General features: G+C 67.9%; 22 protein-coding genes. 6 read left to right on the top strand and 16 right to left on the bottom strand.

Features of this window, described 5'->3' with window-relative positions; all coding sequences use genetic code 11:
* Nucleotide 1 precedes the first annotated feature (1 nt).
* Nucleotides 2-1,273, bottom strand: coding sequence for a deoxyguanosinetriphosphate triphosphohydrolase (locus FPH17_RS06880; protein WP_154879368.1), 1,272 nt, complete (start codon nucleotides 1,271-1,273; stop codon nucleotides 2-4).
* A gap of 56 nt (nucleotides 1,274-1,329) precedes the next feature.
* Between FPH17_RS06880 and FPH17_RS06875 the strand changes: the two genes are divergently transcribed.
* Entirely contained in the window at nucleotides 1,330-3,351 is a 2,022-nt protein-coding gene (locus FPH17_RS06875; protein ID WP_154879366.1) for a TPM domain-containing protein, read from the top strand.
* A gap of 140 nt (nucleotides 3,352-3,491) precedes the next feature.
* Nucleotides 3,492-3,659, top strand: coding sequence for a hypothetical protein (locus FPH17_RS11910; protein ID WP_167496787.1), 168 nt, complete (start codon nucleotides 3,492-3,494; stop codon nucleotides 3,657-3,659).
* 7 nt (nucleotides 3,660-3,666) lie between these two features.
* Here the strand turns inward: FPH17_RS11910 and FPH17_RS06870 are convergent, their stop codons facing one another.
* From FPH17_RS06870 to FPH17_RS06860, 3 genes are read right to left on the bottom strand one after another with little or no spacing between them, the layout of a single operon-like run.
* On the bottom strand, nucleotides 3,667-4,095 hold the full coding sequence (locus FPH17_RS06870; RefSeq protein WP_154879364.1) for a hypothetical protein: 429 nt from the start codon (nucleotides 4,093-4,095) through the stop codon (nucleotides 3,667-3,669).
* A complete protein-coding gene (locus FPH17_RS06865) occupies nucleotides 4,092-4,598 on the bottom strand; it encodes a hypothetical protein (RefSeq protein WP_095275504.1) in 507 nt (168 codons plus the stop codon). Before FPH17_RS06865 ends, FPH17_RS06870 begins: the two co-directional genes overlap by 4 nt.
* 5 nt (nucleotides 4,599-4,603) lie before the next feature.
* The gene (locus tag FPH17_RS06860) at nucleotides 4,604-5,986 is read right to left on the bottom strand and encodes a glycine--tRNA ligase (RefSeq protein WP_095535447.1); all 1,383 of its coding nucleotides are present in this window, start codon (nucleotides 5,984-5,986) and stop codon (nucleotides 4,604-4,606) included.
* A gap of 199 nt (nucleotides 5,987-6,185) precedes the next feature.
* On the opposite strand from FPH17_RS06860, the gene FPH17_RS06855 reads away from it, so the two are divergent.
* On the top strand, nucleotides 6,186-6,692 hold the full coding sequence (locus tag FPH17_RS06855; RefSeq protein ID WP_238397103.1) for an ArsR/SmtB family transcription factor: 507 nt from the start codon (nucleotides 6,186-6,188) through the stop codon (nucleotides 6,690-6,692).
* A gap of 20 nt (nucleotides 6,693-6,712) precedes the next feature.
* Nucleotides 6,713-7,162 carry a Fur family transcriptional regulator gene (locus FPH17_RS06850; protein ID WP_154879362.1) on the top strand — a complete coding sequence of 150 codons (450 nt, stop codon included), beginning with the start codon at nucleotides 6,713-6,715 and terminating at the stop codon, nucleotides 7,160-7,162.
* Between the two features lie 2 nt (nucleotides 7,163-7,164).
* On the opposite strand, the gene FPH17_RS06845 is transcribed toward FPH17_RS06850, so the two are convergent.
* From FPH17_RS06845 to FPH17_RS06830, 4 genes are read right to left on the bottom strand one after another with little or no spacing between them, the layout of a single operon-like run.
* Nucleotides 7,165-7,911: an isoprenyl transferase gene (locus tag FPH17_RS06845; RefSeq protein ID WP_095553569.1), complete on the bottom strand. Its 747-nt coding sequence runs from the start codon at nucleotides 7,909-7,911 to the stop codon at nucleotides 7,165-7,167.
* Nucleotides 7,912-7,918: 7 nt separating this feature from the next.
* The gene (gene recO / locus FPH17_RS06840; RefSeq protein WP_122085160.1) at nucleotides 7,919-8,701 is read right to left on the bottom strand and encodes a DNA repair protein RecO; all 783 of its coding nucleotides are present in this window, start codon (nucleotides 8,699-8,701) and stop codon (nucleotides 7,919-7,921) included.
* Nucleotides 8,691-9,701 (bottom strand): GTPase Era, encoded by a 1,011-nt coding sequence (era, locus tag FPH17_RS06835; protein ID WP_095537301.1) that lies wholly within the window; start codon nucleotides 9,699-9,701, stop codon nucleotides 8,691-8,693. Before era ends, recO begins: the two co-directional genes overlap by 11 nt.
* A gap of 11 nt (nucleotides 9,702-9,712) precedes the next feature.
* On the bottom strand, nucleotides 9,713-11,497 hold the full coding sequence (locus FPH17_RS06830; protein WP_269150539.1) for an ABC-ATPase domain-containing protein: 1,785 nt from the start codon (nucleotides 11,495-11,497) through the stop codon (nucleotides 9,713-9,715).
* A gap of 129 nt (nucleotides 11,498-11,626) precedes the next feature.
* Between FPH17_RS06830 and FPH17_RS06825 the strand changes: the two genes are divergently transcribed.
* Together FPH17_RS06825 and fmdA are read left to right on the top strand one after the other, a co-directional pair.
* A complete protein-coding gene (locus tag FPH17_RS06825) occupies nucleotides 11,627-11,914 on the top strand; it encodes an FmdB family zinc ribbon protein (RefSeq protein ID WP_095535442.1) in 288 nt (95 codons plus the stop codon).
* Nucleotides 11,915-11,922: 8 nt separating this feature from the next.
* Nucleotides 11,923-13,176 (top strand): formamidase, encoded by a 1,254-nt coding sequence (fmdA, locus tag FPH17_RS06820; RefSeq protein ID WP_095275496.1) that lies wholly within the window; start codon nucleotides 11,923-11,925, stop codon nucleotides 13,174-13,176.
* Here the strand turns inward: fmdA and pdxY (FPH17_RS06815) are convergent.
* The 8 genes from pdxY (FPH17_RS06815) to dnaJ all read right to left on the bottom strand — a co-directional run bounded on the left by pdxY (FPH17_RS06815) (nucleotide 13,173) and on the right by dnaJ (nucleotide 20,910).
* Complete coding sequence (gene pdxY / locus FPH17_RS06815; protein ID WP_154879360.1) at nucleotides 13,173-14,030, bottom strand: pyridoxal kinase; 858 nt, start codon at nucleotides 14,028-14,030, stop codon at nucleotides 13,173-13,175. The genes fmdA and pdxY (FPH17_RS06815) overlap by 4 nt on opposite strands.
* Nucleotides 14,030-14,881 carry a pyridoxal kinase PdxY gene (gene pdxY / locus FPH17_RS06810; RefSeq protein ID WP_095547376.1) on the bottom strand — a complete coding sequence of 284 codons (852 nt, stop codon included), beginning with the start codon at nucleotides 14,879-14,881 and terminating at the stop codon, nucleotides 14,030-14,032. Before pdxY (FPH17_RS06810) ends, pdxY (FPH17_RS06815) begins: the two co-directional genes overlap by 1 nt.
* A gap of 80 nt (nucleotides 14,882-14,961) precedes the next feature.
* Nucleotides 14,962-16,026 carry a 2,3-butanediol dehydrogenase gene (locus FPH17_RS06805; RefSeq protein ID WP_154879359.1) on the bottom strand — a complete coding sequence of 355 codons (1,065 nt, stop codon included), beginning with the start codon at nucleotides 16,024-16,026 and terminating at the stop codon, nucleotides 14,962-14,964.
* A 41-nt stretch (nucleotides 16,027-16,067) separates the two neighbouring features.
* Nucleotides 16,068-17,396 (bottom strand): hemolysin family protein, encoded by a 1,329-nt coding sequence (locus tag FPH17_RS06800; protein WP_095547377.1) that lies wholly within the window; start codon nucleotides 17,394-17,396, stop codon nucleotides 16,068-16,070.
* A gap of 7 nt (nucleotides 17,397-17,403) precedes the next feature.
* A complete protein-coding gene (ybeY, locus tag FPH17_RS06795) occupies nucleotides 17,404-18,039 on the bottom strand; it encodes an rRNA maturation RNase YbeY (protein ID WP_154879357.1) in 636 nt (211 codons plus the stop codon).
* Nucleotides 18,036-19,058, bottom strand: a complete 1,023-nt coding sequence (locus FPH17_RS06790; protein ID WP_095537309.1) for a PhoH family protein — start codon at nucleotides 19,056-19,058, stop codon at nucleotides 18,036-18,038. The genes ybeY and FPH17_RS06790 overlap by 4 nt, the downstream gene beginning before the upstream one ends.
* 14 nt (nucleotides 19,059-19,072) lie before the next feature.
* Nucleotides 19,073-19,771 (bottom strand): 16S rRNA (uracil(1498)-N(3))-methyltransferase, encoded by a 699-nt coding sequence (locus tag FPH17_RS06785; RefSeq protein ID WP_154879355.1) that lies wholly within the window; start codon nucleotides 19,769-19,771, stop codon nucleotides 19,073-19,075.
* On the bottom strand, nucleotides 19,771-20,910 hold the full coding sequence (dnaJ, locus tag FPH17_RS06780; protein WP_095537311.1) for a molecular chaperone DnaJ: 1,140 nt from the start codon (nucleotides 20,908-20,910) through the stop codon (nucleotides 19,771-19,773). The genes FPH17_RS06785 and dnaJ overlap by 1 nt, the downstream gene beginning before the upstream one ends.
* Nucleotides 20,911-20,969: the final 59 nt, after the last annotated feature.

Genomic DNA, 20,969 nt, shown 5'->3' with positions numbered 1-20,969 from the left:
GCTACAGGAACCCGTCGAAGGCGGCCGCCTTGTCCGCCACGCGCTCCAGCCGCGACTCCGTCATCGACGCGATCTGGTCCACGATCACCCGCTCGCGCTCCAGGTCCGTGTCCGCGGCCTCGAACCAGGCGCGGAACACGGTGTCCAGCGTGCCGGGCGCGCCGGCGCGCAGGTACTCGTGGACGCGGAAGATGCGCTCGCGCTGCCGGTCCTGGCGCGCGATGTGGGCGGGCAGGTCCATCACGTAGAGGACGGCGACCGTCTTGAGCAGGCGGACCTCGGCCTCCGCGTCGGGCGGGACGACGAGGACGCCGTGCGCCCGGCCGAGCCCGGTGGCGAGCTCCTGGTTCGCTGGGCTCGCAAGCGTGGCCTCGGTGACCGCGCCGACGTAGCGCCCCACCAGCTGCGAGGTCAGGGACTTCAGCCCCGTCCAAGACCGCAGCGTGAAGTCGAAGTCCGCGGCCGCGGCGATGGCGGGCAGGGAGCGGAGGCGATCGGCGGCGTCAATGAGCTGGTCCGCCGTGCCGCCGAAGGCGTCCGCGCCCTTCTGCGCCAGCGCAGCAAGCTCCACGAAGTCCCACAGGACCTGCAGCGAGACGCGGCCGGAGACGATGCCGTCCTCCACGTCGTGCACGGAGTAGGCGATGTCGTCGGAGAAGTCCATGACCTGGGCTTCCATGGGCGGTCGGTCGTCAGTGTGGCCGGCGCGCGCCCAGGCGAGCACGTCCGCGTCCTCGTCGTAGGCCGAGTACTTGCGGTTGAGGGAGCCGTCCGCGTTGGTGCGGGTGCGCGGGTACTTCACGGCGGCGTCGAGGGAGGCCCGGGTGAGGTTGAGTCCGTATGAGGTGGTGTCGATAAGCACTTTGGGCTCGAGGCGCGCGAGGATGCGCAGGGTCTGCGCGTTGCCCTCGAAGCCGCAGGGCGCGACGGCGTTGAGCGCGTTTTCCCCGTTGTGGCCGTAGGGCGGGTGGCCGATGTCGTGGGTCAGGCCGGCCATTTCGCACAGGTCGGGGTGCAGGCCGAGGCGGCTGCCGATCCCGCGCGCGATCTGCGCGACCTCCAGCGAGTGCGTCAGGCGCGTGCGCGGGGTGTCGCCGTCGCGGGGGCCGACCACCTGCGTCTTATCCGCGAGCCGGCGCAGCGCGGCGGAGTGCAGCACGCGGGCCCGGTCGCGCGCGAAGGCGTCGCGCGTGTCCTGCTCCGGCGCGATCTGCGCCTGCTTCGGGGCCTCCGCCGCGCGGCGGGCGAAATCCTCAGTTGTATAGGTGTACACGCCCCAAGCGTAAAGGCTGCAGCGCGCGTTCCCCGGTTGCGACTACCCTAGTTGGCATGAATTCGCGCTATCTACGCATCGTGGCAACCGCGCCGCTCATCGCCGGGGCATTGCTTATCGACGCCCCCATGACCGCCGCCCACGCCACCCCGCCAACCCCCGACGCACCGGCCGTCCTCGCGCAGGCCGTGGATACCGCGACGGCGCCGGGCAAGCTCGCGCAGCCCGTCACGGACGAGGCGGGCGTGCTCTCCGAGGCAGAGCTGGCCAGCGTCAAGGACGCCGTGACGAAGGTGAGCCAGGAGAAGCACCTCTCGCTGCGCGTGGTGTACGCGAGCTCGCTGGGCACCCTGACCGGCCCGCAGTGGGCGGAGCAGGCCGTCGCCGCGAACGGCGCGAACACCGCCGTGCTGGTCGTCGCGCCGGACGAGCGCGCCTACGGCGTCTTCGGCGGCAACGACTGGACGCAGAAGGACATCGACGCGATGGACGCTGCTGCCTATGAGAAGCTGTCGGCCAAGGACTGGGCGGGCGTCGGCACCGCTGCGGCTGAGGCCGCAATCAGCGGCAAGGGCGGTTCCGGGAGCGGCGGTTCCGATGGCGGCTCGGGCGCCGGCTGGGCCGCGGGCGGCGTCGGCGTGCTCGCGCTCGCCGGCGGCGGCGCCTACGTAGCGTCGCGCCGCAACACCAAGAAGCAGAACGCGAAGCAACTCGAGTCCGCCAAGGCGCTCACGCCCGGCGACACCGATTCGCTCGGCCGCCTGCCCACGCCGACGCTCGAGCAGGTGGCGCGCGACGCCCTCGTCGCCGCCGACGAGTCGATCACGCAGGGCAAGGAGGAGCTGCAGGTGGCGTCCGCGGAGTTCGGCGCCGAGCGCGTGCGCCCGTTCACCTCGGCGATGAACCAGGCGACCTCCACGCTGCAGCGCGCGTTTCACACCCACCAGAAGCTCTACGACGCCATCCCGGAGACCGAGCCGGAAAAGCGCGCCATGCTCATTGACATCATCTCCAGCTGCGGCAAGGCCGAGGAGGCGCTCAAGGCGAAGACGGATGAGTTCAACGCCATGCGCGGCACGCTCATGCGCGCTGACGAAGAGGTGAACACGCTCCGCGCCCGCACCATTGACATCCGCGCGCGCATCGAGCCGGCGAAGGCGACGCTGGAGGAGCTGCGCAGCCGCCACAACGAGGGGATGCTGCACTCGATCGATGAAAACGTCGACGTCGCCGAGTCCTCACTCGCGGAAGCCGAGAAACAGCTGAGCGAGGCCAGCGCGCTCGCCGCGAAGCCCGCGGGCCAGCAGGGCGCGCTTATCGACGTCCTCGCCACCGCCACCCAAGCCGTCAAGGTCGCCGACACCAACCTCGCTGCCATCGAGCACGCCGAGGACAACCTGGCCAAGGCGCAGCACAACCTGCCCGCGCTGATCAAGGAGATCGAGGGCGAGCTGCGCGAAATCGACCAGGTTAAGGGCTCCACGCAGCAGGGCGCGCGTATCGACGTCGCATCCCTGGACGCCATCGCCGCGCAGGCCCGCGAGGCCCTGTCACAGATGGGCGACCGCGCTGAGACCGATCCGCTCGCCCTCTATACCGAGCTGACGGACCTGGACGGGCGCATCGACGCCGAGCTGGACCGCGCCAAGGGCGTGGCCAACGACCAATCCCGCGCCCTCCAGCTGTTTACCCAGCAAATGCAGGTGGCCACGACCCAGATCCAGTCGGCCGAAGACCTCATCCGCTCCCGCGGCCGCATCATCGGCTCGCACCCACGCTCCCTGCTCGCCGAGTCCCAGCGCCAGTACGCCGAGGCACACCAGCGGCGGACCAGCGACACCCGCGGCGCGATCGACTTCGCCCGCGCCGCCACGGACACCGCGCGCCGCGCCTACCAGGCGGCCAAGGACGACGTGGACCACTACCGCTCCCAGCAGAACCGCCAGACCGCCGGCGACATCGCGCGCGCAGCCATGTGGGGCGCGATTCTCAGCGGCGGCTTTGGCGGCGGTGGCGGTGGCGGCGGCTTCTCCGGCGGTGGCGGAGGCGGCAACATTAGTCGCGGCGGCACGTTCTAGCAGCACAGACAGGTGTCCCGTTGCTAGAACGGCCGGGGTTCCGTAGTGTCTGAATCACAGCTGCGATACATTAGATCCACATAAGCTTTGGTTGGCAAACATCAGCCAGCCACCACGAGCGGAAGCGGGAGGTTTTCACGATGAGGGCGCTTATCACCAAGCAACTCACCCCCGAAGACCTCAACGAGCTCGACGCACTCCGCCGCTGCTCCAGCTCGGCTGCGGCGCGCGAAACACTGGAGCAGCTCGTGTCGGCGTTACGCCGGGGCGAGAGCGTCTACGTCGGCTCGCCGCACGACGCAGAATAAGGGCGGATTAGTAGCGGGTGCGACGCACGGGGGCGTCGATAAGCGTCAAGCACCACGTCATGAACACGAGGTCTACGGTGATCTCCCGCGGGACGGTGACCGCGAGATCGCCGTTCGCGCGCGCGACGGTCAGCGCGACGATGTTCCCCTGGGCGTCAACGATCTCGCGGCGCGGGCGCAGCCCTGTCCGGTTGAGCTCGTATGCGGCGCCGTTGCAGTCCGCGGCGTAGCGTGCGACGGTGAGCGACGTTTTGCGGAACGCGAACTGCTCGCCGTGCGCGCCCTCAGCGCGCAGGTCAGCCGGGTTTTCGCTGGTGAAGCGGAGGGTCGTGGCGCCGAAGCGCAGCGTGCCGTCCTCCACCGCAGCGAGGCGCGCGCCGCCCCCGGCGGGTGGCTCATCGTCCTCGCGGATCAGCAGGTTGTCGCGCCAAATCACAGCACGAACACTAGCACGGCAACAAGCGAGAAGAGCAGGAGCGTTGCGATCAGCACGTTGGAGGAGACGATCTTGCGCGCCTCCAAGATTTCGCGGGATACCCAGGCGAGCGCGGCGACGTCGAGAAGCGAAAGCTCGGTCTCGCCCTCGAACTCCAGGATGGCCTTGCGCACGCCGTTGTGATCGGAGGTGAACTGGGCGACCTTCGTGCCGGAGGCATCGTCGACGATCCAGTTCTTCGAGGTCTCCGCGACCATCTGGTAGGTGCGGCCCTCCACGTCGACGCGGATCTGCTTCGCGCGCTTCAGCGAATCGTGCGCGCGCACGAACTCGCTGCCGCCTCGCGACGCCACCGCACCCGACTCCGGCGACGCGAGCAGTTCCCACTGCTGCCCCGCCACGACGGCGCGGTCGTGCGTGAACTCGCCGAGCACTTCGGGGCCTGCCTCGGCGAGCAACTTCAGGTTGTCCCGATCCGAGCGGTCCCAGCTGACGTAGTGCATCGCGCTTATGCCCCGATCAGGCGGGCGGCGAGGTAGGCCTCGAGCTCGTCAATCTTCACGCGCTCCTGCTCCATCGTGTCGCGCTCGCGGACAGTGACCGCGTTGTCCTCGAGGGTGTCGAAGTCGTAGGTGACGCAGAACGGCGTACCGATCTCGTCCTGGCGGCGGTAGCGGCGGCCGATCGCGCCGGAGGTGTCAAAGTCGACATTCCAGTGCTTGCGCAGCGTGTTCGACAGCTCGCGGGCGGGGACGGACAGCTCCTCCTTCTTGGACAGCGGCAGCACTGCCACCTTCACCGGGGCCAGGCGGCGGTCCAGGCGCAGGACGACGCGCTTGTCGGTACCGCCCTTGGCGTTGGGCGCCTCTTCCTCGTCGTACGCGTCCACCAGGAAGGCCATCATGGAACGGCCCAGGCCGGCGGCCGGCTCGATGACGTAGGGGATCCAGCGTTCCTCGTTGGCCTGGTCGTAGTAGGACAGGTCCTCGCCGGAGCCCTTCGCGTGCACCGAGAGGTCGTAGTCCGTGCGGTTGGCCACGCCCTCCAGCTCGCCCCACTTGGAGCCCTTGAAGCCGAAGGCGTACTCCACGTCCACGGTGCGCTTGGAGTAGTGCGACAGCTTCTCCTTCGGGTGCTCGTACAGGCGGAGGTTCTCCTCCTTGATGCCCAGGTCGACGTACCAGTTGTAGCGGTCATCAATCCAGTACTGGTGCCACTCTTCATCCTCTCCCGGCTTGACAAAGAACTCCATCTCCATCTGCTCGAACTCGCGGGTGCGGAAGATGAAATTGCCCGGGGTGATCTCGTTGCGGAACGACTTGCCAATGTTGGCGATGCCGAACGGCGGCTTCATACGCGACGAGGTCATCACGTTCTTGAAGTTGACGAAGATGCCCTGGGCGGTCTCGGGGCGCAGGTAGTGCAGGCCCTGCTCATCATCCACCGGGCCCAGGAAGGTTTTGAGCAGACCGGAGAACGCCTTCGGCTCGGTCCAGTCGCCGGGCTGGCCGGTCTCCGGGTCGTTGATGTCTGCCAGGCCGTTCTCCGGCTCGTGGCCGTGCTTCTCCTCGTACGCCTCGATGAGGTGATCGGCGCGATAGCGCTTGCCGGTATGGCGGGACTCCACCAGCGGGTCCGTGAAGACCTCGACGTGGCCGGAAGACACCCACACCTGGCGCGGCTGGATCACGGACGTGTCCACGCCCACGACGTCGTCGCGGGACTGCACCATGTGGCGCCACCACTGGCGCTTAATGTTTTCCTTCAGCTCTACGCCCAGCGGGCCGTAGTCCCATGCCGAGCGCGTACCGCCGTAAATCTCGCCCGCGGGGAACACGAGTCCACGGCGTTTGCAGAGGTTGACAACGGTATCGATCTTGCTGGCGGGCACGGATAGCCTCCTGTAATCCGGTTTCGGGTAACGGTGCTAGTGTAGCCTAGCGCACGCTCGGCGTATGCGCATGGGGCGCGCACCGCGCGAATGCCCCACGCCCGCTCAAGCCCTTGGGCAAGAAACTGGCAAAAGCCTCGTAAATTTCCTAAACTGAGAATTCTGAGAACGCCCACAGCAATTAGAAAGGGGCGGCGCCTTGGCACGACGTAAACGAAGCGCCCCAGCAAACCTCGACGCAACCGCGGAGCTCATCAGCGCGCTGAACTCCGAGCTGCGGCTGCAGATTTTGCTTATGCTGTACAACGGCGATCACGTGGTCCACGAGCTGGTGGCCAACCTGAAAAAGTCGCAGCCGCTAATTTCGCAGCACCTCCGCGTGCTCAAGTCCGCCGGGCTGGTCACCTCCTCGCGCTCCGGCCGCGAGGTGATCTACAGCCTTGTGGTGCCGGAGGCCGGAGATGTCATCTTCGCGCTCTCCCGGGCCGCCACCCGGGTGACCAAGGTGGCGGAGGAAGCGGACGCCGAGCGCGACGATCTGGCCGCGAAGCGCAGCGCGCGCGAACACGGCGATGCGCCGACCTCCCCCGGCGCGGGCGCCGGCATGGGCGCGGCGATCATGGCCCCACCAACGATGTCCCCCACCGTGGCTCCCACCGCGGACCCCGGGATCGTTCCGCAGACCCCGCGGCAGCCGGTGGAGTAGCCGCGCTACCGTAGATAGGTATGGCACAGCAGCACCAGAGGACGCCGAAGGAGCCCATCCCCAAACTCGGAGCGCGCATGACGCGCCAGCGCACGGCGGTGGTGGAGACGCTACGCGACGTCGATAAGTTCGCCACCGCCAAAGAAATCCACGCCGAGCTGGATGCGCGTGGAGAGAAGGTCGGCCTGACCACGGTGTATCGCACGCTGCAGTCGCTCGCGGAGATCGACGCCGTCGACGTGCTCCAGAACGCCGACGGCGAGACGCTCTACCGCCACTGCATCACCGAGCACCACCACCATCACCTCGTGTGCACGAAGTGCGGCCGCAGCGAGGAGATCGACGGCGGGCCCATCGAGGCCTGGGCGCGCGAAACCGCGAACTCGTATGGCTACCGGCTGGTCGCCCACGACGCCGAGATCTACGGCATCTGCGCCGAGTGCAGGAAGCTTCTCGACGCCAACGCGTAACCTTACTTCTCCGCGAACTTATCCACCGCGCCGCCGAAGCGCCGGTCGCGCTTGGCGTACTCGTAGACCGCGTCGAACAGGTCGTCCTTGGTAAAGTCCGGGAACAGCTTGTCCTGGTAGACCATCTCCGCGTAGGCCGACTGCCAGAGCAGGAAGTTCGAGGTGCGCTGCTCGCCGCTGGGGCGCAGGAACAAGTCCACGTCCGGCATGTCGGGCCGGTAGAGGTACTTGGAAAACGTCTGCTCGTTGATGTCCTGCGGGCGGATCTTGCCGTCGCGGGCGTCGGTGGCGAGCTGGCGTGCGCCGTCGATAATCTCTGCCCTGCCGCCGTAATTGATGCACATCGCGAGCGTAAGTCCGGTGTTGTCCTGGGTGAGCTCCTCGGCGGCTTCGAGCTCGCGCAGCACCGAGCGCCACAGGCGCGGGCGCCGGCCGGCCCAGACGATGCGAACGTTTTTCTCGTTCAGCTCGTCGCGCTGGCGGTGCAGCACGTCGCGGGAAAAGCCGAGGATGAAGCGGACCTCGGACGCCGCGCGGCGCCAGTTTTCCGTGGAAAACGCGTAGGCCGACAGCCACTCGACCGTGCCCATCTCGATGCAGGCATCGACGCAGTCCATGAGCACTGCCTCGCCGCGCTTGTGCCCCTCGGTGCGCTTCATGCCGCGCTGCTGCGCCCAACGGCCGTTGCCGTCCATCACGAGTGCGATGTGGCGGGGGATGAATTCCGGATCGATCTGGCGCAAAGTCATGCCCTTATTATGCCTGTTCCATCATTCGCAAACTCTTCAACCCGGACTCCAGGTGGTACTGCAGGTGCGCGGTCGCCGCGCGGTGCACCTGCGCCTCCACCGTCGACTCCGCTGTCGCCGAGTCTGGCGTGTACTCATAGCCCCGCGCGAGCAGCCACATCGCGTGCAGGGTTTCCTCCGCCACAGTCATTGACCCCGGCGGGCGGCAGTTCGTGCACACCGCCCCGCCGACGGCGGCGTTGAACGCCCGGTGCGGGCCAGGCTTCTCGCAGTTCGCGCAGTTGTACAGCGACAGCCCCCAGCCGGCGTGGTCGGTGGCGCGCAGGATGAACGCGTCGAGGACCTGCGTCGGCGCCTCCGTCGTCTGTAGCTGGCGGATGCCGTCCTTGACCAGGTCGAACAGCTCGGGGTCCGCCTCCTCGTACGCGAGTTTGTCCGCCGCCTCCAGGATCGCGCACGCCGCGGCGTACCGCTCGAAGTCCTCGATGATGCGCGCGCCGTGGTAGGCCACGGTATCGGCGGCGGTGATTGTAGACAATCCCTTGCCCGGGTAGATCTGTACGTCCAAGTCGACGAAGGGCTGCAGGCGGGAGCCGAACCGGGAGCGCGCCTTGCGCACGCCCTTGGCCACGCCGCGGACCAAGCCGTGGGAGCGCGTGAGCAGGACGACGACGCGGTCGGCCTCGCCGAAGTCGTAAGTGCGGACGACGAACGCGCGGTCGCGCCAGGACGGGCGGCCCGGGCGCGAAGGCCTCGAAGACCGAGTAGGCCGAGTCGCCTTAGAAGCCAAGGCGGCCCAGCGCCTTCGGGTCCTGCTGCCAGTTCTTCAGCACCTTCAGGCGCAGGTCAAGGTACACGTTGTGGCCTACCAGGTCCATGATCTGCTGGCGTGAGCGGTGGGTGATCCCGGACAGGCGGCGGCCGTTCGGCCCCTCCAGGATCCGGCGCTGACCGGGGCGCTCGAGGTAGATCACGGCGTAGATCATGGTGCGGTTCGGGTTCTCCGGGTCCGGCACCATCTCATCGATCTGGACGGCCACGGAGTGCGGCAGTTCGTCGCGAAGCCCCTGCAGCGCCTCCTCGCGGATCAGCTCGGCGATGCGCGCCTCGAGGTCCTCGTCGGTGACGTCGCCGACCGGGTAGAAGCGCGGCCCCTCCGGCAGCTGGCCAACCAGGATGTCCATCAGCACGTCCGTCTGCACGCCGTCCGTGGCGGAGACCGGCACCACCTCGCAGTCGCCGCCAAGCAGCTCGTGCAGCGCGAGCAGGCGCTCGCCGACCATATCGCGCGAGGCTTTGTCCAGCTTGGTCACGATGCCAACGATCGGCGTGTTCGGCTTGATGCGGCGGATCTGGTCCAGGATGAAACGGTCGCCGGGGCCGATCTTCTCGTCCGCGGGCACCGTGAACCCGATGACGTCGACGTCTGCGAAGGTGTCCTTGACCACGTCGTTGAGCCGCTCGCCGAGCAGCGTCCGCGGGCGGTGCATGCCGGGCGTGTCCACGATGATGACCTGCGCGTCCTCCCGGTTCACGATGCCGCGGATCGGCCGGCGCGTCGTCTCCGGCTGGTCCGCCATGATGGCCACCTTCTCGCCCACGAGCGCGTTGGTCAGCGTGGACTTGCCGGTGTTGGGCCGGCCCACAAAGCTGACGAACCCGGAGCGGAAGCCCTCCGGCGTGTCGGTGAAGCCGGGCACGGTCGGGCGGGGCGCCGCGTCCGTGCCGCCGGTGGCATCGGCGCGCGCGTCGTCTGGCAGGTCGGCCTCGTCGGGGAAGAAAGTGCTCATGGCGCGTAATCCTACCCGGTGCGAAGCCCCCGGCACCTGTTCACCGCGGCCAGGATCTCAAACCGCCGCGGCGCCGTGAGGTGCCCCGGGTGCGCGCGCCCCGGCACGAGTGCCGCGAGCCCGCCGGACTCGAGCTCGCCGAGCAGCTTCTCGACGCCCACCGCCACCGGTGCCCCGCCGCGGCCACACAACTCATCCAGCCGCTCCAGCGCGGCGGCGATCGCCGCCGTCTGCGGCGCCCCGGCCAGCTGCGGCAGGAAGGACATGTCGATGTCGCTCTTGCCCACGCTGATGGTGTCCTGCCCCCGCGCCTTCGGCCCGCGGCGCCGCCCGCCGCCGGAGCCGCCTGAGCCGCCGGAGACAAAAGTCGGACCCGACAGCGTGCGCGCATCCGGCGCGAGCATCTCCGGTGTGACCGGCAGCTGCGCTGGCTCGTGCCCGCGCCCGACCGCGTGGGCCCGTTCTGTCACGTCGCTCGGCACGTAGGCGTCCAGGGCGATCACGGTGTCCGCGAGCCCCAGGTACGCGCCGGAGCCGCCGGCGACCAGCACCGTCGACACGCCGAGTGCCTCGTAGAGCCCGCGGACGCGCGCACTGAACGGCGTGATCGGTTCGCGGTCGGCGGCGATGAGCTCCGCCATCACGGTGTCTCTGATCATGAAGTTGGTGGCGGAGGTGTCTTCGTCGATAAGCAACGTGCTCGCACTCGCCTGGAGAGCCTCGATAACGTTGGCTGCTTGGGACGTGGAACCGGAGGCGTTGGCGGTGGAAAAGTGCGCGGTGTCGGCGCCGTTGGGCAGGTTGGCAATGAACGCGGAGATGTCCTGCGACGTCACCGGGCGGCCGTCCTCCGCACGCACCGTCACGGCGTCGGCGCGGGTGATGGCAAACTCGCGGCCGTCGCCGAGCGTGTGCGGGTACACGCCGCGCTCAAGTGCGCGCAGCAGCGTGGACTTGCCGTGGTAGCCGCCGCCGACGATGACGGTGAGCCCCTCCGGGACGCCCATCCCGGTGACGGTGCGGCCGCTAGGCAGGTCGAACGTGACGCGCAGCGGCTCCGGACTGCGGAACGGGACGCCGCCGCTGAGCGGCAGGTCGCTCGCGCCCGATGCGCGCGGGAGGTTCGCGCCGTCGGCGACGAACGCGACGAGCCCGCGGCCCGGCAGCTCGGCGCGGAGCGCCTCCTGGTCCCGGAGCAGCCACACTGCGTCTTCCAGGGCTTGGCGCGACACCGCCGCAGCCCGCAGCGCGAGCCGGGGGACGTCCTGCGTGAGCAGCTGCGCCGCCTGTTTGCCCAGCACCCGCCGCCCGCGCGCGGGCAGCCCGACGAGCAGGCGGAATTCCACCTCGCGCTCCCCCACCAGCACGTTGGTGCGCTCAAGGACCTCCTGGCCGAGCGCCCCGATGCTGATGGTGTTGGATTTGCCGCTTCCCCCTCCGCGGCCGGGCGCGCCGCCGGAGCGCAGGAGTGCCGCAGCCTCGCGCGCCAGCACGTCGGCGACGGCGATGCGGTCGCCGCGCGTAGCGGTGAACTCGCCGCCCACATCGAGCGCATCGCGCGGCACGATGACGCGGATTTTCGACGGCGACGCGAACGGGTCCGACTGCACCTTGTCCACCACCAGGCGGAACTCGCCGCCCTCGTACTCGCCCGCGAGCTTCTTGTACGCGCCGTAGCCGGCGCCGTCGATGTCGCGGCACATCCGATCCAGCTGGTCGATGGTGCCGCGCCGCCTTGCGGGGCGCGAGCTCCGCGCGTCGGTTCGGTGGTTCCGGTGTCTGCGTTGCTGTGCCATGCCCGCCACCGTAGTCGGGGGCGCGCCACCCCCGATCGGCGGCCGGTGTCCGCGTACCCCTACTCGGTATGCGTTACACTGGCCGTGCTTTTGTGATTGCACCCACTGCTGAAAAAGAAAGTGAAGCAGATGCCTTTCTATGAATTTCGTTGCCCAACCGGCCACACCACCGAGCGGCTTCTTCCCATGTCCTCCGAGTCGCGCACGACGGACTGCAAGGACTGCGGCGAGCAGGCGACGAGGGTGATTAGTGCACCGGCTGTGGGAAGCGTCGATAAGCGAAAGGCCCAGCTGGTGGAGGCAACGCAGAAGAGCGCATACGAACCCGCGGTCGTGAACTCGGTCCCGCGTGCCGGCAACCGGCGCGCCACCCCGGTCTCGCACAACCCGCAACACGCCAAACTTCCGAAGCCTTAGGAGGCAGCATGCCGAAGAATCTTTTCCCACTCGATTCCGCCAAGCCGTTCCCGGATCAGGAGACCGTCGGCCACAACCGCTGGCACCCCGACATCCCGGCGATCCAGACGGTGCAGCCCGGTGACACCTTCCGCGTTGACTGCCGCGAATGGTTCGACGGCGACATCCACAACGACGACAGCGCCGACGACATCCGCGACGCGCCGCTGAACAAGGTCCACGCGCTCTCCGGCCCGTTCCGCATCGAAGGCGCGAAGCCGGGCGACCTGCTGGTTGTGGACATCCTGGACGTGGGGCCGATCCCGCAGGAGGAGGGCCCGCTCGCCGGCCAGGGCTGGGGCTACACCGGCATCTTTGCCAAGAAGAACGGCGGCAGCTTCCTCACCGACCAGTTCCCCGACGCGTACAAGGCGGTGTGGGACTTCACTGGCCAGACCGCGACCTCGCGCCACATCCCGGGCGTGAGCTTCACCGGCATTATCCACCCGGGCCTCATGGGCACCGCCCCGTCCCACGAGCTGCTGGGCAAGTGGAACCAGCGCGAGGCCGCGCTCATCGCCACCGACCCGGAGCGCGTCCCGCCGCTCGCGCTGCCGCCGGAGCCCGACCACGCCATCCTCGGCTCGCTCACCGGCGCGGACTTCGACCGCGTCGCCGGCGAGGGCGCCCGCACCGCCCCGCCGCGCGAAAACGGCGGCAACCAGGACATCAAGAACCTGTCCAAGGGCACGCGCGTGTTCTACCCCGTCTACGTCGACGGCGCGAACTTCTCCGTCGGCGACCTGCACTTCTCCCAGGGCGACGGCGAGATCACGTTCTGCGGCGGCATCGAGATGGGCGGCTTCATCGACTTCCACGTCGACGTGATCAAGGACGGCATGGCCAAGTACGGCGTGACCGAAAACGCCATCTTCATGCCGGGCAACGTCGAGCCGCAGTACAGCCAGTGGCTCGCGTTCTCCGGCACCTCCGTCACACTCGAGGGCGAGCAACGCTACCTGGATTCCCAGCTGGCGTACCAGCGCGCGTGCCTCCACGCCATCGATTACCTCACCACGTTCGGCTGGTCCCCGGAGCAGGCCTACCTGCTGCTGGGCGCGGCGCCGATCGAGGGCCGCTTCTCCGGCGTGGTGGACATTCCGAACGCATGCGCCACGGTGTACCTGCCGACGGAAATCTTTGACATTGACATCCGCCCCGGCGCCGGCGAGCCGCCGCGCATCGACCCGGGCATCGGCGCACCGCGCTCGTCCTTCGCCTAGGCGGTACGTGCGGGGTCGACGATGCACTCCTGCAGCTCAACGAGCGGCAGCTCGTCGAGCCCGCGCTCGCGCACCGCGCGCACCATCGCGCCCATCGTCCCGGCGAGGTGGTCGAGGCGTTGCTGCGGCGCGGCGTCGATGAGCGCCGCGTACAGCGCCGTCGCCAGGTCGCCCGCGCCAACAACGTTGCCGCCGAGCCGCGGGGCGTCAGTGCGCAGGACGCTTGTCGACGCCACGTCGACCATCCCAATCGTCTCCGGGTCCCCCGTCTCCACCGAGGTGATGAGCGCGTTGCTGCACAGCGACCGCGCGGCGTCTGCGAGCGCCTCGGTGTACTCCGCGTCTGCGGCGTACGCGGCGTACGCAGCCTCGGAGGTGCTGCCCGCCTGGTCGAGGCGCCGGCCGGTCAGCAGCGAGAGTTCCCACTGGTTGGGCGTGATGGCGTCGGCAAGCGGGATGAGCGTCTCCGTGTACACGTCGGGGATGTCCTCGTTGACAAACGAGCCGACCTCCGAGTTACCGATCACCGGGTCGCACACGTAGCGTGCCTGCGGGTTGGCCTCCTTGATGGCCACGACGGCGTCGCGCACCACCTCCGCCATCTCGGCGGTGCCGAGGTACCCGCTGACAAACAGGTCCACCTGCGGGAACGCGAACTCCATGCCGCGTAGGATCTCGCGCACGTTGTCCGCGCCGAGTACCGGACCGCGCCACGTGGGGTACTCCGTGTGGTTTGAAAAGTTGACGGTGTGCACCGGCCACACCTCGTGGCCGAGGCGTTGCATGGGGAACACGGCGGCCGAGTTGCCCACGTGCCCGTACGCCACCGCCGACTGCAGCGAAACGATGTTCACTACAGCGCTTCCACGTTGAACTGCAGCTGCGGGTTGGCGTAGTAGTCCTGCGCCTCCACAAGCTTGAGCTCCTGCGAGTCCGCCTCGTGGGTGAGGCGCAGCATGTCGTACACGGAGCTTGCGGTGCGAGCCAGCGCGTCCGCCGCGTCGCCGCCGCGCAGGTAGTGGCCGGTGAACAGGGCGGCGGTCACGTCGCCGGAGCCGTTGCGCTTAAACGGCAGGCGCGGGGTGCGCACGATCCACTTGCCCTTGTCATCCACGGCGATCATCTCCATGACGTCCTCCGGCGCGTCGGGGCGCTCGACGGAGGTGACCAGCACGGTCGACGGCCCCATCTCGCGGGCGGCGTCCACGGCGGCCAGCGTCGAATCCAGATCGTTGACGTCGCGCTCGGTGAGGTAGCCCAGCTCGAACTGGTTCGGGGTGATCAGGTCGGCGGCCGGCACGACCTTGTCGCGCAGCAGCGGCGGGATGTTGTCGGAGACGTGGCACCCGGACTTGGCGTTGCCCATCACCGGGTCGCACGCGTAGATGGCGTTCGGGTTCTTGGCCTTGACCTGCGCGACAGCCTCCACGATCACGTCGGCGATGTCGTCGCCGCCCTGGTAGCCGGAAAGCACCGCGTCGACACGCTCGAGGGCGCCGCGCTCATCCATGCCCTTGATGATGTCCGCGACATCCGAGGCCGGGATCATCGGGCCGGTCCAGTGACCGTAACCGGTGTGGTTGGAAAAGTTGACGGTGTACACCGGCCACACCTCGTGGCCGATGCGTTGCAGGGGAAAGACGGCGGCCGAGTTGCCCACGTGCCCGTACGCAACTGCGGATTGGATGGAGAGAATGTTACTCATACCACCTATTGTGCCCTCGCCGCTTTGCGACGGGGGCGTTAGGGGCCACAAACGCAGCCCCGAGAATTTCCTCGTATTCCCTACAGCTCCGGGGAAACGAGGATCTTCACCGCGGTCTCGTTGCGGTTGATCAGGGTGTCAAAGCCCTCGTCGACCACGCCGTCGAAACCGATCTTGCCGGTGATGAACGGCTTGAGGTCGATCTTGCCGGACTCGACGAGCTTGATGGTCTGCTCGTGGTCGTGCGCGTAGCCGATGATGCCGCGCAGCGTCAGCTCCTTCATGACGACGCTGTGGATGTCCAGCGATGCCTTCTTCGACCAGATGGACTCCACGACCAGGGTGCCCTTGAGCTTCAGGCAGTCCACCAGCTGGTCCAGCACCACGTTCACGGAGGTGGCCTCGAAAGCGACGTCCGCGCCCTTGCCGTCCGTGATCTTCATGATCTCTTCCTTGAGGTCCTGGCTGCTCGGGTCGATGGCGTAGTCGACCACGCCGGCGTCGAGCGCCTTCTGGCGGCGCAGCTCGGAGAGCTCGGAGACGACCACGGTGCAGCCGTATGCCTTCGCCACCGCGGCGGTGAGCACGCCGATCGGGCCGGCGCCGCCGATCAGGGCTACGTCGCCTTCCTTCGCGTCCGCGGCGGAAAAGCCGTGGTGGGCAACGGAGAGCGGCTCGATCAGGGCGGCCTCATCCAGCGGGATGTCGTTTGAAATCGTGTGGACCCAACGGCGCGGGACCGCGATCTTCTCGGAGAGGCCGCCGCCACCGCCAGCCAGGCCAATGAAGTTGACGTCCGGGTGCAGGTTGTACGGGCCCGGCTTCTTCGGGTCGACGTCATCCGGCAGGACGTACGGCTCGACGACGACGTGCTGGCCGACCTCCAGGTCGTCCACGCCCTCGCCCAGCGCGGAGATCACGCCGGAGAACTCATGGCCCAGGGTGACCGGCGGCTCTTCGCTCGTGATCGGGTGCGGGTGGCCCGGCTTCGGGCAGAAGATCGGCCCCTCCAGGTACTCGTGCAGGTCGGTGCCGCAGATGCCGCACCAGGCGATGTCGATGAGCACTTCGCCCTTGCCTGCCTCCGGCGCGTCAATCTCTTCGACGCGGATGTCTTTCTGACCGTAGTAGCGCACTGCACGCATTGGAAAAGCCTCTTTCAAGAGGAAAACTGACAAGTACTATCTTAGCGCGTTTCGTCAGTCGGCAGTGGCTCTTCGGGGGGTTCGGGGACGTCGATAAGCACTGTCCTCGTCTTAATGCGGCCGCGGCGGTCGAAGCCGCCCTCGGCGGTGTAGCGCACGCCGTCGATCACCGTCGACGAACCCGGGAGCGGGACGCGGCCAAGCTGGTAGGACAGTAGGCCGGCGAGGGTGTCCACGGAGTCGGTGAGCTCGTCGTCGAACTCGACCTCGTAATCGAAGTGGTCCTCGAGGTAGTCCACCAAGTCATCGAGCGGCAGGCGGGACTGGGCGCGGAACTGGTGCTCACCGATTTGCTCGATCGGGGCGTCCTCGTCCTCGTCGAACTCGTCGGTGATCTCGCCGACGATTTCCTCCAGCAGGTCCTCCATGGTGAGGAGGCCGGCCACGTTGCCGAACTCGTCAATGACGATTGCGATGTGCGTGTTTTGCTGCTGCATCTGCTTGAGCAGCTCGTCCAGCGGCTTCGACTCCGGCACGAACAGCGGTTCGCGCATCAGCCCGGTCAGCTGCGTCGACGCGTCGACCGGGGCACCGTTGTCGCCGAACATGTCCTTGAGGTAAGCCACGCCGACGATCTCGTCGACGCTCTCGCCGATGAGCGGAACGCGCGAGTGACCCGAGCGAACCATCAGGCTCGTGGCCTGGCGCGCCGTCTTTTCGCTCTCGATCCAGATCATCTCCGGGCGCGGCACCATCACCTGGCGGGCGTGAGTGGACGCGAGGTCGAAGATGTTCTGGATCATGCGGCCCTCGGTGGTCTCCACCACGCCCTTCTCCTGCGCAATGTCAACAGCCTCGCGCAGCTCCACTTCGGTGGCGTACGGGCCGTCGCGGAAGTCCGCGCCCGGGTGGAACAGGTTGCCCAGCTTGATCAGGAAACGGGACACCGGGCCCAGCACCGCGTGGAACACCACGAGCCACTGGGCCGCCTTCAGCGAGATGGTGTACGGGTTGCGCTTGCCAGCCGTGCGGGCGAAGACGCCGATGATGCTGAACTGCAGCAGCGCTACCGCCACGATCGCCGCGGTGATCGCCCAGCCTTCCGCGTCAATGAGGTCCATGGCTGTGATCGCCGCGAACACCGCCGCCGTGATGTCCAGCGTGGTAGACAGCAGCACGAGCATGTTGACGTGGTTCGCGCGCGCGTTGACCACGCGCAGCAGCGCCGGTGCGCCGGCGACCTCGTCCTTCACCATGTTTTCCACACGCGCCCGGGAGACCGGGGTCAGGGCGGATTCGACGGAGCCAAGAAGGCCGGACAACAGCATCGCCGCGAGCGCGATGATGCCGTAGAAAATGGTGTTGTGCATTGAGGTGTTAGTTCTCGTTCTGGGTCGGTGCGTTGGGTCCGTTGGTGCCGTGGGAGCTGTGGGGGTCTGCGTGCTGCGCCTCGCGCTCACGCATCAGGAGGTCGAGCTCCTCGCGGTCAGCGGCGGAGGGGAACGCGTGCGCACCGGTCGGCTTCGGCTGGTACTCCACCCCGCGCGCGGTCATGGAGTCGTACCAGTCGGCGAGGATCTCGTTCTGCAGCGCGAACATCTCGCGCTCGTCGGCGGGCTGGATGTGGTCGTAGCCGAGCAGGTGCAGGACACCGTGGACAGTAAGCAGCGCGAGCTCGTGCGCCAAATCGTGGCCGGCCATCTCCGCCTGCTTGCGGTCAAACGCCGGGCACAGGATGATGTCGCCGAGCATCGCCGCGCCCAGTGGGGTCGCGTCGGGGCGGCCGCCGCCCGGGGTCAGCTCGTCCATGGGGAAGCTCATCACGTCGGTCGGGCCCTCAAGGTCCATCCAGCGGACGTGGAGATCGGCCATCGTCGGCTCATCCACGAGCGTGATCGTGGCCTCGGTGTCCGGGTGGACGTCCATGGTTTGGAGGGCGAACGAGCAGACGTCGATAAGCATTTGCTCGTTGACGTCGGCCTCGCCGGACTCGTTGAGAACTTCAATGCTCACTGGCTGGCTTCCTCCTCGCGCTCGCGCTCAAGCTCCTGCTGGCGCTTTTCGTAGCGCATCGAATTCTGGGCATCGTGCCGGTCGTACGCGGCGACGATGCGGGAGATCAGGTGGTGGCGCACGACGTCCTCGCCGCGCATCTCCTGGAACGCGATGTCGTCAATGTTGGACAGAATACGCCGGGCGACGCGCAGGCCGGACACGGTGCCGCGCGGCAGGTCCACCTGCGAGATGTCGCCGGTGACCACCATCTTCGAGCGGAAGCCCAGGCGGGTGAGGAACATCTTCATCTGCGCACCGGTGGTGTTCTGCGCCTCGTCCAGGATCACGAACGCGTCCGACAGGGTGCGACCGCGCATGTAGGCGAGGGGGGCGACCTCGATGATGTTGGCGTCGACGAGCTTGGGGATCATCTCCGGGTCCAACATGTCCCGCAGCGCGTCGTAGAGCGGGCGCAGGTACGGGTCAATCTTGTCGTTCAGCGTGCCCGGGAGGAAGCCGAGCTTTTCGCCTGCTTCCACGGCGGGGCGGGTGAGGATAATGCGCTTGACCTCCTTGGCCTGCAGCGCCTGCACCGCCTTCGCCACGGCCAGGTAGGTCTTGCCGGAGCCGGCGGGGCCGATGCCGAAGGTGATGGTGTGCTCATCAATCGCATCGACGTACTGGCGCTGGCCCGCGGTCTTGGGGCGGATCACCTTGCCGCGGCGGGCGACGATCTCGGCGCCGAGGATCTCGGACGCGGATTCTGGCGTGTCCGTCTCCATAATGCGGGCGGCGTGGACGACGGAGTCCGGGTCAACGGGCACACCACGGCGCGCCATGGACTCAAGCTCATCGACGACGCGCGCCGCGTAGGCCACGTCCGCCTCGGCACCGCGCAGCGTCAGCGTCGTGCCTCGCGCGTGGATGTCAGCGGCGAGCTGCCGGTTGAGGACCCGCAGGTTGCCGTCGTTGACTCCGAGGACGGCCTGGGCGTAAGCGGAGTCCAATTCGAGTTTGCGGGTAACTGGATTTTGCATGCTGCTCCTCAACACTACCAGCGAGACGTCAACGCGCCGATGGCGCAAAGTGCCGCGAACCCGGCGCTCGCTGTGCGCAGGACTTGCGGCCCCATCCGCACGGGGTGGGCTCCGAGCAAATCTAACTCATCCTGGCCAATGCCGCCCTCCGGACCGACGATGAGGAAAATCTCGTCGCCGAAGTTAAGGTCCTTGATGGAGTCGGTCGCATCTTCGTGCAGCACGACCGCGGGCTTGCCGGCGATGAGGTCCTTGAGTTGGTTGGTTGTCATCGCGTCGTGGACCTTAGGCAGCCACGCCCGGCGCGACTGCTTCGCGGAGGCGGCTGCCTGGTTTTGCCACTTCTGCACCTGCTTCGCCTGCTTGTCGTTCCCCCACCGCGCGATGGTGCGGTGCGAGATCCAGGGAATGATGGCGTCCGCGCCGCCCTGCACGGCGAGGTCGACGGCCAGCTCGGCGCGGTCCGACTTCGGCACCGCTTGCACGAGCGTGACGCGCGGCGTGGGCGCGGCTTCGGTGTGTTCGGCCACCACGTCGCCGACGACACGGTCGCGCGAGCAGTCCCGGACGACGACTTCGGCGGCGTTGCCGTGGCCGTCGACAAGCATGATGTGCTCCCCCGGGCCGATGCGCTTGACGTGGGCGTGTTTCGCTTCGGCGCCGTCGAGCTCGCCGGAGTTTGGCTGCGCGGCGTAAAAGTACGGCAGGCTCATCAGCGGCGGAACTTACCACGCATGCGGGAGAAGAAGCTTTCCCCGCCGGACTCCTCGCTGGAGTGCACGCGCGCCTCGTCGTCGTGAGACTCGCGCAGCTGCTCCAGCGCGGCGCGCTCGTCCTTGCTCAGATCGGTCGGCACGACCACCTTCACGTGCGCGACCATGTCGCCCGCGCCCTCGGCACGCAGTCGCGGCATGCCCTCGCCGTGCAGGACGATCTCCTCATCCGGCTGCACGCCGGCCGGGACCTGGATAGTGGTCTGCTCGCCGGCCAAGTTCTCCACGGCCAGATCGGTGCCAAGCGCAGCGTCATACATTGGCACGCGCAGCTGCAGGTGCAGGTCGTTGCCCTCACGGGCGAAGACGGCGTGCGGGGCGGTGTGGACCTCCACGTAGAGGTCGCCCGCCGGGCCGCCGCCGTGGCCGACCTCGCCCTGGTTGGCCATGCGGATGCGCATGCCGGACGCGATGCCGGCCGGGACATTCACGGTGAGGTCGCGGGTGGTGCGCACGCGGCCGTCGCCGGCGCACTGACGGCACGGGTCCTTAATAATCTCGCCGTAGCCGTGGCACTTCGGGCACTCGTGGGTGGTCATTACGTTGCCCAGGAAGGACTGCTGCATCTCCTGCACCGCGCCCTGACCCTGGCAGTAGTCGCAGGTTTCCGGCTTGGCGCCCGACTCGGAGCCGGAGCCCTGGCACTTGTTGCACAACACGGCGGTGTCCACGGTGACGTCCTTCTTCACGCCGGCAAACGCCTCTTCCAGCGTGATCTGGGTGCGCAGCAGGGCGTCGTTGCCCGGCTGCACGCGCGAACGCGGCTCGCGACCCGCGCCGCCCCCGCCGAAGAACGCCTCGAAGATGTCGCCGACGCCGCCGAATCCACCGAAGCCGCCGCCGGGCCCGGCCGCGCCGCCCTGCTCCATTGGGTCTCCGCCGCGGTCCACAATGCTGCGCTTCTTCGGGTCCAGCAGGACCTCCTGCGCAAGCGAAATGTCCGCGAACTTCTCCGCTGCCTCCTCGGACGGGTTCACGTCCGGGTGGTACTTGCGGGCGAGCTTGCGGTACGCCTTCTTAATCTCTTGCTCCGTGGCTTCCCGGTCGACGCCGAGAATGCCGTAGTAGTCTCGTGCCAAAGTATTTACCCTTTCAGATTTATAGAAGTGTGAAAAAGTGCTTCGCCCGCTGGTCGCGG

Source organism: Corynebacterium gottingense (assembly GCF_007559235.1).
Lineage (GTDB): Bacteria > Actinomycetota > Actinomycetes > Mycobacteriales > Mycobacteriaceae > Corynebacterium > Corynebacterium gottingense.
The sequence above is the reverse complement of the archived record's forward strand: the minus strand, read 5'-3'. Positions and strand labels throughout refer to the sequence as shown.